Genomic DNA, 14,274 nt, shown 5'->3' with positions numbered 1-14,274 from the left:
GAATCATCGTGCCTTTCCACAGGCCGCCAGTCTGTGTGCGCGAAGCAGCGATCCAGCCCTGATAATGTTCGTGCTATTACACGGAAAACCTCCTTTCCATTGGACAAGCATCCCCTGGAGACACAGGTTAAGGACTGGACAAGGCGAGTTTGGGATGATGGGCGATGTTTCGGTGTTCCAGGGCGATCTGTTTTCGCTCCACAGCCCGCTGTACGGCGATGTGCAGGGAGAACGCACGGTAGCTGAATTTCCGTTTTTCGCATTGTCGAAAAAAGCTCACATGACGCCGATGGTTTTTGAATCAGGTGAGGCCCGGATTGAAATCAATCCGAGCAAGACCGGGGTGGCCACAATTTATGACAAAGAAATATTGCTCTATATCGCTAGTCTGATGGCTGAGCGTGCCGAGAAAGGCGAAAAAGCCGACCGGATCATGACATTCACTGCCAATGATCTCTTCCGCGTAACCGGAACTAACTCATCCGCGCGGTCCTACACGTCACTCAAGGCCTCGTTAAATCGGCTGCAGGGTACGCAGATCGTTACTAACATTGAAACTGGCGGCGAGGGATCTGACAGTTCATTTTCTTGGTTGCTCAAAGCCGATATCAAATACATCAAGACCTTAGCCGGGGAACGCCGTGTCAAGTGGGTCGAAGTAATGGTATGTGATTGGCTGTATCGTGCAATCCTAACGGATCAGCGGATAGCAGCATATCACCATGACTTCTTTAAGCTTGGTCCAATTGAGCGACGTTTGTACGAGCTCGCGAAGTTCAACTGTAAGGACGATGATGGCTTCAAGCTTGACATTGGCGAGCTTGCTGCGCGTGTCGGGTGCGCTTCGGATCGGCGCGGCCTTGAATACTTCAAAAAACAACTCCGCGATGTGTCGGAACAAGATAGTCTACCTGAATATACACTCGACGTGGTTGAGACAAAAATTCCGTCGGGACGGGGCGGTCGGCCGCGGTTGCACACGATGATAGGCTTTCGGTCGAAAATCGATCCTACGATCCTCGCCAATGCCGTAGATGCATAACCTGTACGCGGGCTGCGAGGGGTTTTCCGTGTGATAGCACGAACATTTCCTGGGTTTTCCGTGCGAAAGCACGAGCCTTGCTGCTTTGTCTTGAACGCATAAACCGCAAGGATGGGTAACGGCATCCTTTGTTCGCCAGATTCGGTTCTTCGCTGATCTGTTGGATGAAGGATCGCCGTGACGATCATCGGCAGAGAAGACAGGTGTCGGCAATTCTGAGCGGCATCATACGCAGCGTCCACGCCAGCGCATGATACATGAACACTCAGATTGGCCCCTGCCCTATCTGCCAGTTGCAGCAGTAACGAAGGAATGGACGTGAGCAGATAGAAGGAAACCCGGCGCAGAGGCCGGGCATCCCGTAAGCACATACTAGGTTCGTGCCGGCAAGCACAAACGATCGTCTCAACAACGAAGCCTAGATATGCGCTTTTCAGATTAAATTCAAGGATGCGCGTTTCGTGCCACGGATAACTTTTGCCTGTTTCCGCCACCCTCACAAGGGAACGGACGATGGGGACTATTACGATAGGTGACGCCGCGCTGAAGGCGTTCGGCCTGCTGACGCGGCAGCGTTCGCCGGCGCTCTTGGGTGCGCCGCACCGGACAGGCGCACCTGTCCTGCGCGACAGCCTAGAAGCTGGCACTTTTGAGGAGGTGTTCTGGACGGCGCCTGCTAAAGGTGAGACCGACCGTTTGCTGCACGTAGCGCGCAGAACCCTTGATGCTGCACGACGGTTGCGTCGCGACGAGCGCTCGGGAGAACGGAAATTGACGGTAACCGAGCGAGGTATCGCTCAGCTTACTTCTAGCGCTGTGAGGGTCTTCGAAGAGATTCTCACGCTCGCGCGATTGAACCGGGGCCGTGTCTACCCCTCCTATGACTATCTTGCAGAGGCCACCGGTCTTGGCCGTGCAACGGTAGGGCGTGCGCTTAGTATTCTAGAAGCAATCGGGTTTCTTGTCCGCCAGCGACGCTTCAGACGTGTAAATGGCGGTGGCCCCGGGCCTCGATACGTCCAAACATCCAACGCCTACCGACCTCTGCTGCCTGACAGCGTGCAATCCTATCTCCCGCGCTGGATGCGTCCTGTACCATTACCCGATGACACTGTGCAGCATTACGCCGATCGTGCTGCAGAAACCGATGCGATGCTGAAGACGCTGTCATGCCGGGAGCTAGCGCAGATTACGATAAGTGGTTCGCTTGGTAAGATTCTTGCTAAGCTGGGCGAGGCAATTGATCGCACTGAGCGCGAAGCTCAAAACGATCCAGAAACACTAAATGATTCTATCATATATAGGATGAAGCGTTTTACTGAATGATGGGCCGAACCTCTAACACCCTGACTAGGGCCTAAACCTCCGGCCCGAACGAGTGAATAACACGCGGAAAACGGTGAACGCAGCGACACAGTCACTGCGAAGGATTCCTAGTGGCGCCAAGGGCTTCTAAAACTTTTGATCATTGAACTCCGATTGTACCGAAACGTTGAAGATCGAAAACGGTAGATACTGCTGCCTTATCAGTATGTTAGCTAGTTTTATAAAACGCCTTTATCCGTAACAAAAAGCTAATGGGGATCACCGGTCCGGTAATTTGAGATCAAAAACTAAGACGATTTACCGTCTTCGCGACATGAAGCTTGCGTATTGAAGCTGGTATGCCTAACCGAAGCGCCGTCGGGGAGTGGCGCAGGCTGGTAGCGCACCTGGTTTGGGACCAGGGGGTCGCAGGTTCGAATCCTGTCTCCCCGACCATGGAGGATAACGATTTTGTCGCGCTCGTTGTCGCGAATTCGCGCCATGAACTAGCGGGCTAATGGACAGGCCAAAGCCGGGTAAAGCCAACTGAGCACAATAAGCAAACCAGCCGGGAAGTTAGTCGATATCGCTCGGCACAATCGGCGTTGGGTTCGCGCGGACATAATTTCTATTGAAGGTACTGAGTAGCCCCCCACCGGGTAGTCCGGGTAGATAGTTAGTGCATTGTCGCCTCCGCCGCCATTGCCGGGCGTAGGTGGAGCGAACCGGAGCCGGAGGCCGGCAATGGCGGTGTCGCCGCGGCTGGCGCCGGAGGTTGATAGCCCAGACTGCTGTGTGGTCGGACGGTGTTGTAGTGACGCCGCCACGCCTCGATCATCAGCCTCGCCTCGGCGAGGCTGTAGAAGATCTCGCCGTTGAGCAGCTCGCCGCGAAGCGAACCGTTGAAGCTTTCGTTATAGCCGTTCTCCCATGGCGAGCCCGGTGCGATGTACCGCGTCTTCACGCCGACCTGGCCGAGCCATTTCTGGACCGCGGTAGCGATGAACTCGCTGCCATTGTCCGACCTGATATACGCTGGCGGACCCCGCGCGATGAACAACTCGGCAAGCGCCGCCAGCAGGTCTTCGTGTTTCAACTGACGTGCGACGGTCAGCGCAAGGCACTCCCTGCTGGCCTCGTCGATGATCGTGAGGATCCGGAACTTGCGCCCGTCGTGCGTTCGCGCTTCGACAAAATCGTACGCCCAGACATGCCCCGGATACTCCGGCCGCAGCGGGATGCACGAGCCGTCGTTTAACCACAGCCAGCCACGCTTGGGTTGCTTCTGTGGCACCTTCAGCCCCTCACGCCGCCAGATGCGTTCGACACGCTCATGATTCAGCGACCACCCCGCGGCATGCAGCAGTGCGGTCACCCGACGATAACCGTAGCGTCCATACTGCCCGGCCAGCGCAACGAGGTCCTCAGTCAGCGCATGTTCGTCATCTGCCCCACACGGCACCTTGCGCTGCGTCGACCGATGCTTCCCGAGCACGCGACACACCCGTCGCTCGGATACGTCCAGCACCTCTTTCACTTGGTCGATGCAGCGTCGACGCCGCGCGGGGCTCAGAAGTTTCCCCGTGCCGCCTCCTGCAGGATCAGCTTGTCCAGTGTCAGGTCGGAGATCGCACGCCGCAGCCGCAGGTTCTCCTTCTCCAGATCCTTCATCCGCCGCGCCTGATCCGTCTTCAGGCCACCATATTCCTTGCGCCAACGGTAGTAGGTTTGCTCGCTGACCGCGATCCGCCGACACGCCTCGGCGGTCGTTCCGCCTTGGCCCAGGACGATCTCAACTTCACGCAGCTTCCCGATGATCTCTTCGGGCTTGTGCTTTTTCGCAGGCATTCGTCGTCCCTTCCTTGATCCAGACTCTCATAGTCGATGGACCGCTCAGAACGGGGCAGCTCAGTTCGGACCAATATCGTTCTCAAAGTCGATCCGATGTGTCAGATGAACAACCGCGGGTTGCAAGCGACGTAACTGATACCCTTCGGCTCACTAGGGACAAGATTATTGGCGAACCGGTCGATTGATTCAGGCAATTAATTCACGACTCCGTCGCGACGCTCCACCGCGATGGCCATTGAGTCTAGGACGTCTACAACAGCGATGCCGCCCATCATCGCAAGTATTTCATCGCCTCGCCCACGCAGCAGTCGAGCGCGAAAGCGACACGCTCTTTTTCCCGCATTGTCGCCAAGTGGTCCCAATCCGTAGGAGCACCAACGGATATTACGCGGGTCTACAGCAACACGACCATCGTGACGCCGCTCTTGGCAACGTTCGCCGTCTCGCTGTAGCAGCCCCCATACCTTAATGACACTGTAGACGGGATTTAAAACACGCTTCGCCCGCCAAATCTTTATCTGAAACTCTCACAGAGCAGAACATAAATGCGCCGGTAGCCATACAGCATAAGGTCTACCACGGCCAAGACCGGGATCGCAGATCGGCGACAAGCCGCCGTTGTTGGCAACCAACTTGCTATCCGGCAAGCGATGGTCAACCGTGCGATCGGGACGTTGGGCAATAGTGTATTGCAGACAGGTATGGATAAGTAATGCCGATCGCCGCTGCGACTGCGCTCACCGTCCACTCCACGGCACCGAGTAGAGAGCAATGGCACTTTTAAACGTGCGGCTCGGAACTCAGCCTCGCGATGTAGCTCGTTCTCCATGGCATTCTTGCCGAGCAGCCCATGCGATCGAGGCATCTGCGCCAAGAGGGCACGTTGATCGGACGTCAGGACCGTTTCCTCGGTAGCTATCGAGGCGGGAAGTGGCCCAGACACGATCAACCCGAATCAGGCGAAATCTGATACCCACCGATGCCGTACCGGCGGACGGAAAGTGACACGCGAAACGCTGATCCCCGGTAGATGCGTCTCTTTGAGGAACCGGACTTTTCCACTGGTGCCCATCCTCGGTCGTTGAACACCGGAAAGAACCTCGCCATCGATGTGACGCCGGACCGTACCGTAACTCATATGCCCCACTCCCGTCCGAGAGCGGGTATCGTCGGATGATTATGGGTCAAGTCATTAGGGCTGACCTTAACGGATAGTTTCTACCGGTTTGATCGTGATCAGCCGCACTTGGCACCGCCAGCGTGATTAGACAGATCATACTCCGGTGTTTGTCAGTCCCCAATTGGACTTTCGCCGTGCTTGCGTAAGACATCGTTGAACGCTTCGGCCATCAGCGCCTGAAGGCTCCTTCCCTGGCGGCGGGCTAGCATATGCATAGCGAATGACATCTCGGGCGAGAAAAAACCTGCTATCTGCTTGCGACCCTGCCGGCTTGCGGGGCCCAACGTAGCCCCCTGCCCGCCCGTATGGTTTACCGTTTGTCCAGCAGGTGATGATCCCGTAGGCGGTACGACGGGTTCCGCCGAGCTACGATCACGCAAGTTAACGAAGGACGGCTTGCGGCTCATGCTATGACTTTCCCAGTATGTATGAGATGTCTGACGGAAGGATTCTTCGGTCTCTTGGTAGATATACCGAGTTGTAGACATGTCCACTTGTAGAATTTCCGGATGTCGTCGGCTGCCTTACCGTTGGCTTCAAATTCCATGACGGTGCGCCCTTCCGCGCTCGCATGGCGAAAAGCCGCACGATCAGCAATCTGTATCGGGCAAGCTGGTGTACCAAAGCCTTCGACGAGCTCGATCGCCTCCTGGTACATTCGTGGAGCATTGGGCGATCCGGCAGTAAACACTACGAAGGCAGGCTTACGCAGCAATTGGACGAGCTTAGCCGTCGTCTGGATCGCTGCCAGATCGAACGCGCTAGGACGGCATGGGATCAGGACGAGATCGGCTACCTCGACTGCAGCACGCGCCGCACTGTCAGCGTGCGGCGGAGTATCTATTACAATAAAATCAGCCCCCTGCCGTCTCGCTTGTTCTATCTTGGCAGAGAGTCGTGGTGGTGGGCTGTCGATCACCTCGGGGGGCGCGTCCTGACGCCATGCAGCCCATTGGCTCGCAGTGGCCTGGGGATCAGTATCGATGACGAGCGCTATGCGCCCAATTTCATGGGCGGCAGCAGCGAGGTGAAGCGCCAGCGTCGTCTTGCCGGCACCTCCCTTCTGGCTAATGATTGCTATAGTCGACATAACATTATCATACATGTCGACACTGCAACAATGCAACACCCCTACTTGAGCCGATCAAGTTTCTTTTCCATAGACGCAAGAGATTTCTATATATTTCAATCACTTATTAATCACCAGATTGGTTCGCTTAGAGGTTTGCATTTCTAGGATAACAATTGTGCAGCATGTCGACGTTTAAGTGCGTTTCAGCATCCACAGGCACAGATCTCTACATCACTAACTGTCGTCATGTCGTCATGTCGTCATGTCGACATGTACTGATGTTGTTGAACTAGTGTGTAAATGATGTGGTAGCACAGGTGTCGTATCTGACAGGCTCATTACGTGATCTGCGGGCCGGGATGCCCTGGATACCCTTGGCGTCCAAGGCATTCATGACCAGTCAGCATCATACCCGTCGTCGCCGGGCTACCACTGCGCCTTCGGCAGGTAATCGAGCAGGCTGCGGCGGTGCTCGTATCGTTACTTATCTGTCCAGCGGTAATCAAAAGATCAAGGAACGGTCGTTTGGGTCGCTGACGGCTGGCAGCGTGATATTAATGTCGTTTTGGGTAAGGCCGATAAGCCGACCAAGACCCCCCTTTATGGATGGCTCGCCCCTTAATTGAAACGTTGTCATATTACGACAGCAGGTCGTTTCAGGAAGGAGCGAGGGTCATGGACGGATCGGTTCTGGGAATTGATCTAGGCAAAAACAGCTGCAGCGTGGTTGGGCTGGATGCAACCGACAAGGTCGTCGTCCGCCGACGGATGCGCCGCGACACGGTCATCACATACGCCGCAGGTCTGCCGGCTTGCGGCGTGGCGATGGAGGCCTGCTGCGGAGCTCATCACATGGGACGGGCGCTGGCACGACAAGGCTATGCCGTTCGACTGATGTCGCCGGAATATGTCCGTCCATACGTCAAGGCGCAGAGGAACGACGACCGTGATGCTGAGGCAATCGCGGAACCGGCAACCCGATCGACTATGCGGTTCGTCGAGTTGAAGACTAAGGAACAACTCGACATGCAGACGCTGCATCGCATCTGCGACCGACTTGTGGGTGATCGCACCTCGCTAATGAACCAGATCAGGAGTCTACTCTTGGAGCGCGGTTACATCGTTCCGCAAGGGCGCGCAAAGCTTGCCGGCCGGCTGGGTGAGATGCTCGATGGTGACGAGCCAGTGCTGGGCTCCCGTATCCACCGGCTCGTCGGCGATATGCGTCTGCGCTGAATTGCCCTTGATGACCGGATCGCAGATCTCAATGCCGAGTTTACCGAGGCTGCCCGCTCGGATGAGCGAACGCAGCGCCTCCTGACTATTCCTGATATTGGCGCGCTGAACGTGACGGCGCTGGTAGCTGCAGTTGGCGACGCTCGGACATTCGGACGGGGCAGGGATTTTGCCGCCTGGCTTGGGCTTGTGCCGCGTCAAGCAACGACCGGGGGTAAACCGCGATTGCTCGGCATCACCAAGCGCGGAAGCCGCTATCTGCGGAAAAACCTGATCCAGGGTGCCTGGGCATCACTACCGACGATGAGCAAGAGCGACACACGACTTGGCGCCTGGCTGCGCGGCCTTTTGTCGCGTTCCCATCACAACACCGTCGTGGTTGCGCTAGCGGCCAAGATGGCGCGCATCGTCTGGGCGCTGCTGCGTCATGAGCGTACTTACGATCCAGCCGCACAAGCGGCGTGAATGAGATCTGCCGATGCACCTTGCACCGGCTGGATGATGTCTGCGGGAGGTAAGTAAAAGATGGCCTGACAGTCGACCGGTGACCTGGAACCCTATGGCTTAAAATGGCACTCGATGCCGACCCTTTATGAGGACCAAGACGCGCGGATCTCCATCTTGGCCAACGACCTCGCGTCGAAAGGCCGGATACGTTTTCGCAGACTGCTCAGAACATCAGACCCGCAGGCTGGACGCCGTGCGTTGCGCCTTCAGATAGGTCGCGTTGATCATGATCGTCTTCGGCGTGGCGCTCGCGGCCGCCAGTCCTTCCATTATGCGGAGGAAGACACCCCTTTAGCCCCATCGCTTCCACCGATTGTAGAGTCTTGTGTGGGCCATACCCCCGAGGGGCATCGCACCATCTCGTAGCCCGTTGCGGTTGACGAATACGATGCCGCTCAACACTCGCCGGTCATCAACCCGTAGCTTGCCGTTGCTCTTGGGAAAATACAGTTCGAGCCGCGCCATCTGCTCGTCGGTCAGCCAGTACAGGTCGCTCATCCTCGGTCTCGTCACAGAGCCTGAATCAGATCGAGCCGCTCAGATCAATGGTTTCTGACCTTACTACATTCACACTTGTTTCCATGTCGACATGTCGAACGAAAAGTCAGTATTGGTCATACGCTTTAGACATATCCATAACGCATGTTTCCAACGTCCGGAGGAGCCAATCGGCTGAATGACGAGGCGATATCCCCGGTATAACCGTGCAGAAACAGGTCCGCACGTAGACAAGCATACATGAAGACAAGTCCCGCCAACGACGTGTCTTCAATCCGACTTTGCCATTCAGTATTTTTGGCCGCTAAAGGAAAAATGCCAATCTACCCTACGACGCGTCATTCGCTGTTGGACGAGATAACCAATTACGCTTCGGATGACGCGATGGAGACTTCCCAGTCCTTGGCTAGGCGCCGGCATCGGTTGAGCCACGCCAGGGTACGTTCGACGACCCAGCGCCGTGGCAGAATAATGAAGCCCGTCAGGTTGGATCGTCTGATGATTTCGACCGTCAGCCGATCAATGTGCGCGACCCCATCCTACCAACACCGCGTTGATGACAACGAGCAGGCCGTTGTCGCGCATACGGTAGAAATGGTACTGCACCGTCGTGAAGGCACCGTCGTGAAGGGCGGGAAGTCCTTGGGCAGTTGCGCCCATTGGCACCCCGTCGATGCGATATACTGGATCGCATCCCACAGGGTCCGCGCCTTGTGTTTGCGTGGGCGTCCAACCCTGGAGGTTCGCCTCAATAGCGGCCGGATGACAGCCCATTCCTCATCGGTGCAGTCGCTTGCATAGCGCAGCCCGCTTCTGTCATGCTCGCGCCGGGCGGTTTCAGTCCAGCCCATGTGATCCTCGTGGTCTTCGCAACCCCAGTGAATCACAAGGTACTGAATTCGCTCAACTCAATTTTCGATCGGGCCCTTAGCCCCGAAGCCACGATACGATCAGTCTTTTTTTGCGCAATATCGGTTAATCGCGACCAGTGCGACGGCAGAAAAGATTAATTTGCACAGAATAGTTGCAATCCAGTGGTCTGTTGGGATCGGTGAAAGTAGCTAAGGTGGGCAACAAATCGGGAGAGTGATGTGCAGACGATCGGCGTGATTGGTGCAGGGCAGATGGGCGCGGGTATCGCGCAGGTATCGGCGCAGGCGGGGTATCGCGTCCTGTTGACAGACGTGTCACTAGAAGCTGCCGAGAAGGGTAAGGCCGGGATCGCCAAAGCGTTAGCGCGGTTGGTAGAGAAGGAAAAGATTGGCTCGCGCGAGCGCGATGAGACGCTTGCGGCGGTCGAGCCAGTCGCAAGCCTGTCAAACATGGGCGACTGTACAATCGTAGTTGAGGCAGCCACCGAGCGTGAGGGCGTCAAGCGCGCTATTTTTGCAGAGGTCGGTAAGGTACTGGGGCGCTACGCAATCCTAGCGTCGAACACGTCGTCAATACCAATAACCCGGCTGGCGCAGGCGGCTCCTGACCCGGCACGGTTCATGGGCGTGCATTTTTTTAACCCGGTCCCTGTGATGCGGCCGGTCGAGCTGATCCGGGGCCTCGCGACGTCAGATGCCACGGTTGAGGCGGTCGAGGCGTTTGCCGAAAAGCTTGGCAAACAGGTCGTACATGCGAACGACGCGCCGGGTTTCATTGTCAACCGCGTGCTAATGCCGATGATCAACGAAGCGTGTTTCGCGCTGGGTGAAGGTGTTGCGAGCGTGCGTGACATTGATTTGGCGTGCCAGTTGGGGTTGAACCACCCGATGGGGCCACTGACGCTGGCAGACTTTATTGGGCTCGATACTTGCCTCGAGATCACGCGCGTACTGTTCGACGGAACGGGCGATCCAAAATTTCGGCCTGCGCCAGTACTGGTGAAATATGTCGAGGCTGGATGGTTCGGGAGGAAGACCAAGCGCGGCTTCTACGATTATTCGGGCGCGGAACCAGTGCCGACCCGATAATCCGAAGGCATCTGTGTCAGCGCGGGAAGTCAGGCGATCTGACGCTGCATCCAAACCGTGATGCGGCTTGGACGTGTGACCGACGATCGACTTCGGTACGACTGACGTTCCCTCTGTTATGGATGACTCGCCCCTTGTCCGAAACGTTGTTGTGTCACAACTGCGGATCGTTTGGGGAAGAATGGCGGTCATGAACGTATCAGTTCGTGGGGATCGAGCTCGACAGGAAAAGCTGCGGTGTGGTCGGCCTAGATAGGATCGGTAAGGTCGTTGTGCGTCGGCTGAACCGGCGTGAGACCGTCATCGCTTATGCCTCCATGCTACTGGGCTCCGCCCATGGGACGGACATTGGCAGACAGGGGCACTCCATACGGTTGATATTACCGACCTATGTTCGTTCCTATTTCGAGGCGCAGAAGAACGACGACCGCAACGCCGCAGGGATTGCGGAAGCCGCGACCCGTCCAACTTTGCTGTTCGTTGAGTTGAAGACTGAGGAGCAACTCAAAAGGCAGACCCTGCACCGCATTCGCAACCAGCTCTTCGGAAGTTGGACCCTTTTGACGAGCCAGATTAGCATCGCCTTCCTCAATTGCGACTATCTCGTGCCGCTAAGCTGAACAAACGTAGCGGTCGGACTGTATGAATTGCTCTGCGGAGACGAGCTAGTGCTCGGCGCTCGCTTTCATGGGCTCGACAGCGATATTCAACGGACCCGACGCCATACGTCACAGACGCTCGGGTAGTCGGCAACTCGGCGAATGAAAGTCCCGTACAGATAAAGCGGGTCGCTGCCGTCCGGCAAAGTATGAGTGGCATCAGCAGCTAATATCCTCGTCGTTTTATTGAACGTCGCATCGTTGCTACTGAGCGTGATTGTTGTTGTGAACGGAATAGCTCGGTGCAGCCTGATGATTACGTAGTCATCGTCAAGAGTGTACACTCCAACTGCTTCAGGCGATGTACCGAGCCTTACCTCTCCTTGATCGAGAACATAAAATTCTCGGCTTGTCCGATCGAAAGACTGGTCTTCAACGAGGTAAAACCACTCGCCCTGGAGTGCCGCTTCGGTGATAGCCGCCATCTCGAATCCTCCCGGGGCGATCTATGAACTTTTAGCTGGAAACGGAAGGGGGTAGGTTACTGAACTGCCCCGGGTCTGCCGGAGGCCTTGGGTTGTGAGTCATGCTGCCATATCGATGTACTTGATAGACACGTATTGCGACCCACGGTCGCTATGATGGATCAGGCCACCCCGATGGGTCGGACGGCGATCATGGAGCGCCTGTTCGAGTGGATCCAGGACGAAGCTGGCATGCGCCGTCCTGCTGGCGCGCCAGCCTACGATCCGTCTGGCGTAGGTATCTATGACGAAGCCTGTCCTGAGCCTGTCGAAGGGGGCCGCGTAGACGAGCCCTACCCAAGTCGCGACATAGGTGAAGTCTGACACCCAAAGCCTGTTTGGCGCTGGCGCAAAAAACTGTCAATCGGCGTCCAAAAGAGACCCCCCTTCGTCGGGCAGCGTGACGGTAACGGACGCGCCGCGAAGCGTTCCTCTGTCGGGTTCCCGAGGGCTAGCTGCGGTGCTTGAAGCGCCAGCTGTCGTTGCCGGTTTCGACGATATCGCAGTGGTGCGTAATGCGGTCGAGCAGCGCGGTGGTCATCTTGGGGTCGCCGAAGAGAGTCGGCCATTCGCCAAAGGCAAGGTTCGTCGTGACGATGACCGAGGTTCGCTCGTAGAGCTTGCTGACCAGGTGGAAGAGCAGCTGGCCGCCCGAGCGGGCGAACGGCAGATAACCAAGCTCGTCGAGCACTACGACCTTGAGGCGTGACAGCTGGGCTGCAAGCGTGCCGGCCTTGCCGAGGCGGGTTTCCTCCTCGAGCCGGTTCACGAGGTCGACCGTATTGAAGTAGCGGCCGCGGGCGCCGTTTCGCACGACGTTGGCGGTGATGGCACTGGCGAGGTGCGTCTTGCCGGTGCCCGTACCACCGACGAGCACAATGTTGCGCTGGCCGGCCAGGAACGAGCCGTTGTGCAGCGAGCGCACCAGGCCTTCGTTGATGGGCGTACCGTCAAATACGAAGGCGTCGAGGTCCTTTGCCGCCGGCAGTTTGGCGGCTGACATCCGGTAGCGGACCGACGCCGCATGGCGATGGGTCGTCTCCGCACGCAACAGGTCCGTCAGGATTTCCATCATCGTACGTTTGCGCTGCAGGCCGGTGGTGACCGCCTCGTCGAAGGCGCCGGCCATGCCCTTGAGCCCCAACTCGGCCATGGCAGCCATCATCTCATGCCGCTGCATGGAAACCTCGCAGGCTGTCGTAGCGGCCGCAGTCGGCACGAGGCGGATGGCGCAGCGCCAGGTCCTCGGGTGTGACGATGGCCAACGGTCGTGGCAGCTCGCGCCGACGGGCGAGAATGAGAATGACGTCGTCGCTGGTGATAGGCGAGCATCGGAGCATCACGAACGATCAAGGGGCGTATGATCGTCGAAAATACCGGCTTCCTGATCGAGGTCCGCCATCCGTTGAAGGGCATTATGGCGAGCCATATCGGTAGACCCAGCTTGGATCAGCGTTGCCCAATCATCAGGAGGATTTCCCTTGTCGAGCATCCCCTTGAACACGGCATAGGCATCTGTTTTGGAGCCGTACGTTCGCAGCGTGGTGTCGTCATTCACCCAGGCGAAAATGATGACCTTGGAGCGGCTGTCATAGCGAAAGAACAGGCGGAAGCGCCCGTTGCCGAACTTTACCCGAAACCAGTGCTTTCGGGCGGCGCCCAGTGTGCCACCCTGCCGATACTCGGGTCGAGTAGGATCGCTGGGAACTGTCTCGAACATCAAGGATCGCACAGCCGCCAATACCTTGGCGTTAGCGGTCCGAGCCCAGCCATGCGAGTCTTTTGCCCTAGCCTTCTCGACGACTCTGGTCAGCTTTTCCAGCTGATCGAGCAGCAGCGGGTGCGCGTAAATGGTCCAACCGTTGACGACGATCATGAGTCAGAGCGCAACCGGTCCGTCGATTTCCTTATCTAGGTCGACCCGGACATGCTCGGCTAGCGTTGCCATGCGTTCGGCCAGAATGGGCGGGAAGGCGACGACGTTCTGTGGAGTGCGCAGCATGTCCTGTTCCAAGAAACCTAGGAACGCTCCGATCACCGGATCGGCTTCCTCGACCTCGACGCGCCGAACGCTGACGCCATGCTCATCAACTACAAAGGCGATCTCACCGCCATAGCTGACCCCAAGCGCCTGGCGCACAGCCTTCGGCACGGTTGTCTGTCCCTTGGCAGTGATCCTGCTGCGCTCTTGAACAATGGTAGCCATGACATCCTCCAAATAGGGAATGTAAGGAATAATCCTTACTTTTACAACAAGAGGTTTTAGCTTGTAGCTGAGGCCGTCGCGCCGTCGCGCCGTCACTCTGGATGCCTGGCAGCACTCATCGCATGTAGGGATATAACGATCGGCTGTCGTCGAGCATGCTGATCGGGGTGGGGGGTGATCCAGTCGCCTCCCAGCATGGGGTAGGGACCGTAAAACAGGTCGCCGAGCGCGCGCCTGTAATGCGCATTCATCCAGCGCCGGCGTCGATGTTCGGGACCGTCATGGATCATGTG

13 protein-coding genes, 1 tRNA gene and 4 pseudogenes are annotated in these 14,274 nt (G+C 57.2%); 6 read left to right on the top strand and 12 right to left on the bottom strand.

The window, feature by feature from the left end:
* Window positions 1-154 precede the first annotated feature (154 nt).
* The 3 genes from NHF48_RS22800 to NHF48_RS22790 all read left to right on the top strand — a co-directional run bounded on the left by NHF48_RS22800 (window position 155) and on the right by NHF48_RS22790 (window position 2,803).
* On the top strand, window positions 155-1,042 hold the full coding sequence (locus tag NHF48_RS22800) for a replication initiator protein A (RefSeq protein ID WP_253072555.1): 888 nt from the start codon (window positions 155-157) through the stop codon (window positions 1,040-1,042).
* Between the two features lie 513 nt (window positions 1,043-1,555).
* Window positions 1,556-2,368 carry a helix-turn-helix domain-containing protein gene (locus tag NHF48_RS22795; RefSeq protein ID WP_253072554.1) on the top strand — a complete coding sequence of 271 codons (813 nt, stop codon included), beginning with the start codon at window positions 1,556-1,558 and terminating at the stop codon, window positions 2,366-2,368.
* 358 nt (window positions 2,369-2,726) lie between these two features.
* Window positions 2,727-2,803, top strand: a tRNA-Pro gene (locus NHF48_RS22790).
* Between the two features lie 220 nt (window positions 2,804-3,023).
* Here the strand turns inward: NHF48_RS22790 and NHF48_RS22785 are convergent.
* The 3 genes from NHF48_RS22785 to parA form a co-directional block, all read right to left on the bottom strand.
* A protein-coding gene (locus NHF48_RS22785; protein WP_253072553.1) for an IS3 family transposase occupies window positions 3,024-4,195 on the bottom strand; the annotation gives its coding sequence in 2 pieces (ribosomal slippage) (window positions 3,024-3,931 and window positions 3,931-4,195; 1,173 coding nt in all).
* Window positions 4,196-5,488: 1,293 nt separating this feature from the next.
* Window positions 5,489-5,785, bottom strand: coding sequence for a ribbon-helix-helix domain-containing protein (locus NHF48_RS22780; RefSeq protein WP_253072552.1), 297 nt, complete (start codon window positions 5,783-5,785; stop codon window positions 5,489-5,491).
* Complete coding sequence (gene parA / locus NHF48_RS22775) at window positions 5,782-6,468, bottom strand: ParA family partition ATPase (RefSeq protein WP_253072709.1); 687 nt, start codon at window positions 6,466-6,468, stop codon at window positions 5,782-5,784. The genes NHF48_RS22780 and parA overlap by 4 nt, the downstream gene beginning before the upstream one ends.
* Window positions 6,469-7,125: 657 nt before the next feature.
* Between parA and NHF48_RS22770 the strand changes: the two are divergent.
* A pseudogene (locus tag NHF48_RS22770) lies at window positions 7,126-8,151 on the top strand (IS110 family transposase).
* Window positions 8,152-8,484: 333 nt separating this feature from the next.
* Here NHF48_RS22770 and NHF48_RS25570 read toward each other — a convergent pair.
* The 4 genes and pseudogenes from NHF48_RS25570 to NHF48_RS26295 all read right to left on the bottom strand — a co-directional run.
* A complete protein-coding gene (locus tag NHF48_RS25570; protein WP_342454781.1) occupies window positions 8,485-8,691 on the bottom strand; it encodes a transposase in 207 nt (68 codons plus the stop codon).
* Between the two features lie 365 nt (window positions 8,692-9,056).
* A pseudogene (locus NHF48_RS26305) lies at window positions 9,057-9,203 on the bottom strand (transposase); the annotation flags it as partial.
* A 7-nt stretch (window positions 9,204-9,210) separates the two neighbouring features.
* Window positions 9,211-9,351, bottom strand: a complete 141-nt coding sequence (locus NHF48_RS26300; protein ID WP_446741241.1) for a hypothetical protein — start codon at window positions 9,349-9,351, stop codon at window positions 9,211-9,213.
* Between the two features lie 8 nt (window positions 9,352-9,359).
* Window positions 9,360-9,542, bottom strand: a pseudogene (locus tag NHF48_RS26295) (transposase); the annotation flags it as partial.
* A gap of 240 nt (window positions 9,543-9,782) precedes the next feature.
* Between NHF48_RS26295 and NHF48_RS22755 the strand changes: the two are divergent.
* Together NHF48_RS22755 and NHF48_RS22750 are read left to right on the top strand one after the other, a co-directional pair.
* Window positions 9,783-10,652, top strand: coding sequence for a 3-hydroxyacyl-CoA dehydrogenase NAD-binding domain-containing protein (locus NHF48_RS22755; RefSeq protein WP_253072551.1), 870 nt, complete (start codon window positions 9,783-9,785; stop codon window positions 10,650-10,652).
* A gap of 206 nt (window positions 10,653-10,858) precedes the next feature.
* On the top strand, window positions 10,859-11,272 hold the full coding sequence (locus NHF48_RS22750) for a hypothetical protein (RefSeq protein ID WP_253072550.1): 414 nt from the start codon (window positions 10,859-10,861) through the stop codon (window positions 11,270-11,272).
* An 86-nt stretch (window positions 11,273-11,358) separates the two neighbouring features.
* On the opposite strand, the gene NHF48_RS22745 is transcribed toward NHF48_RS22750, so the two are convergent.
* From NHF48_RS22745 to NHF48_RS22725, 5 genes and pseudogenes are all read right to left on the bottom strand, one after another.
* Window positions 11,359-11,736 (bottom strand): hypothetical protein, encoded by a 378-nt coding sequence (locus NHF48_RS22745; RefSeq protein ID WP_253072549.1) that lies wholly within the window; start codon window positions 11,734-11,736, stop codon window positions 11,359-11,361.
* Window positions 11,737-11,838: 102 nt separating this feature from the next.
* A pseudogene (locus NHF48_RS22740) lies at window positions 11,839-12,135 on the bottom strand (DDE-type integrase/transposase/recombinase); the annotation flags it as partial.
* 91 nt (window positions 12,136-12,226) lie between these two features.
* Window positions 12,227-12,955 (bottom strand): IS21-like element helper ATPase IstB, encoded by a 729-nt coding sequence (gene istB, locus NHF48_RS22735; RefSeq protein WP_253072548.1) that lies wholly within the window; start codon window positions 12,953-12,955, stop codon window positions 12,227-12,229.
* A gap of 159 nt (window positions 12,956-13,114) precedes the next feature.
* The gene (locus tag NHF48_RS22730) at window positions 13,115-13,651 is read right to left on the bottom strand and encodes a type II toxin-antitoxin system YhaV family toxin (protein ID WP_253072547.1); all 537 of its coding nucleotides are present in this window, start codon (window positions 13,649-13,651) and stop codon (window positions 13,115-13,117) included.
* Window positions 13,652-13,654: 3 nt separating this feature from the next.
* Window positions 13,655-14,077 (bottom strand): type II toxin-antitoxin system PrlF family antitoxin, encoded by a 423-nt coding sequence (locus tag NHF48_RS22725; protein ID WP_253072546.1) that lies wholly within the window; start codon window positions 14,075-14,077, stop codon window positions 13,655-13,657.
* Window positions 14,078-14,274: the final 197 nt, after the last annotated feature.

It is taken from the genome of Sphingomonas sp. H160509, from assembly GCF_024124765.2.
In the GTDB taxonomy this organism is placed as follows: domain Bacteria; phylum Pseudomonadota; class Alphaproteobacteria; order Sphingomonadales; family Sphingomonadaceae; genus Sphingomonas.
This window is presented reverse-complemented; position numbering and strand designations above follow the sequence as displayed.

Bases quoted from the DNA above. Each gene is read 5' to 3' on its own strand.
- NHF48_RS22800 (WP_253072555.1), top strand. From the start codon at position 155: ATGATGGGCGATGTTTCGGTGTTCCAGGGCGATCTGTTTTCGCTCCAC.
- NHF48_RS22795 (WP_253072554.1), top strand. From the start codon at position 1,556: ATGGGGACTATTACGATAGGTGACGCCGCGCTGAAGGCGTTCGGCCTG.
- NHF48_RS22780 (WP_253072552.1), bottom strand. From the start codon at position 5,785: ATGAGCCGCAAGCCGTCCTTCGTTAACTTGCGTGATCGTAGCTCGGCG.
- parA (WP_253072709.1), bottom strand. From the start codon at position 6,468: ATGTCGACTATAGCAATCATTAGCCAGAAGGGAGGTGCCGGCAAGACG.
- NHF48_RS25570 (WP_342454781.1), bottom strand. From the start codon at position 8,691: ATGAGCGACCTGTACTGGCTGACCGACGAGCAGATGGCGCGGCTCGAA.
- NHF48_RS26300 (WP_446741241.1), bottom strand. From the start codon at position 9,351: ATGGGCGCAACTGCCCAAGGACTTCCCGCCCTTCACGACGGTGCCTTC.
- NHF48_RS22745 (WP_253072549.1), bottom strand. From the start codon at position 11,736: ATGGCGGCTATCACCGAAGCGGCACTCCAGGGCGAGTGGTTTTACCTC.
- istB (WP_253072548.1), bottom strand. From the start codon at position 12,955: ATGCAGCGGCATGAGATGATGGCTGCCATGGCCGAGTTGGGGCTCAAG.
- NHF48_RS22730 (WP_253072547.1), bottom strand. From the start codon at position 13,651: ATGATCGTCGTCAACGGTTGGACCATTTACGCGCACCCGCTGCTGCTC.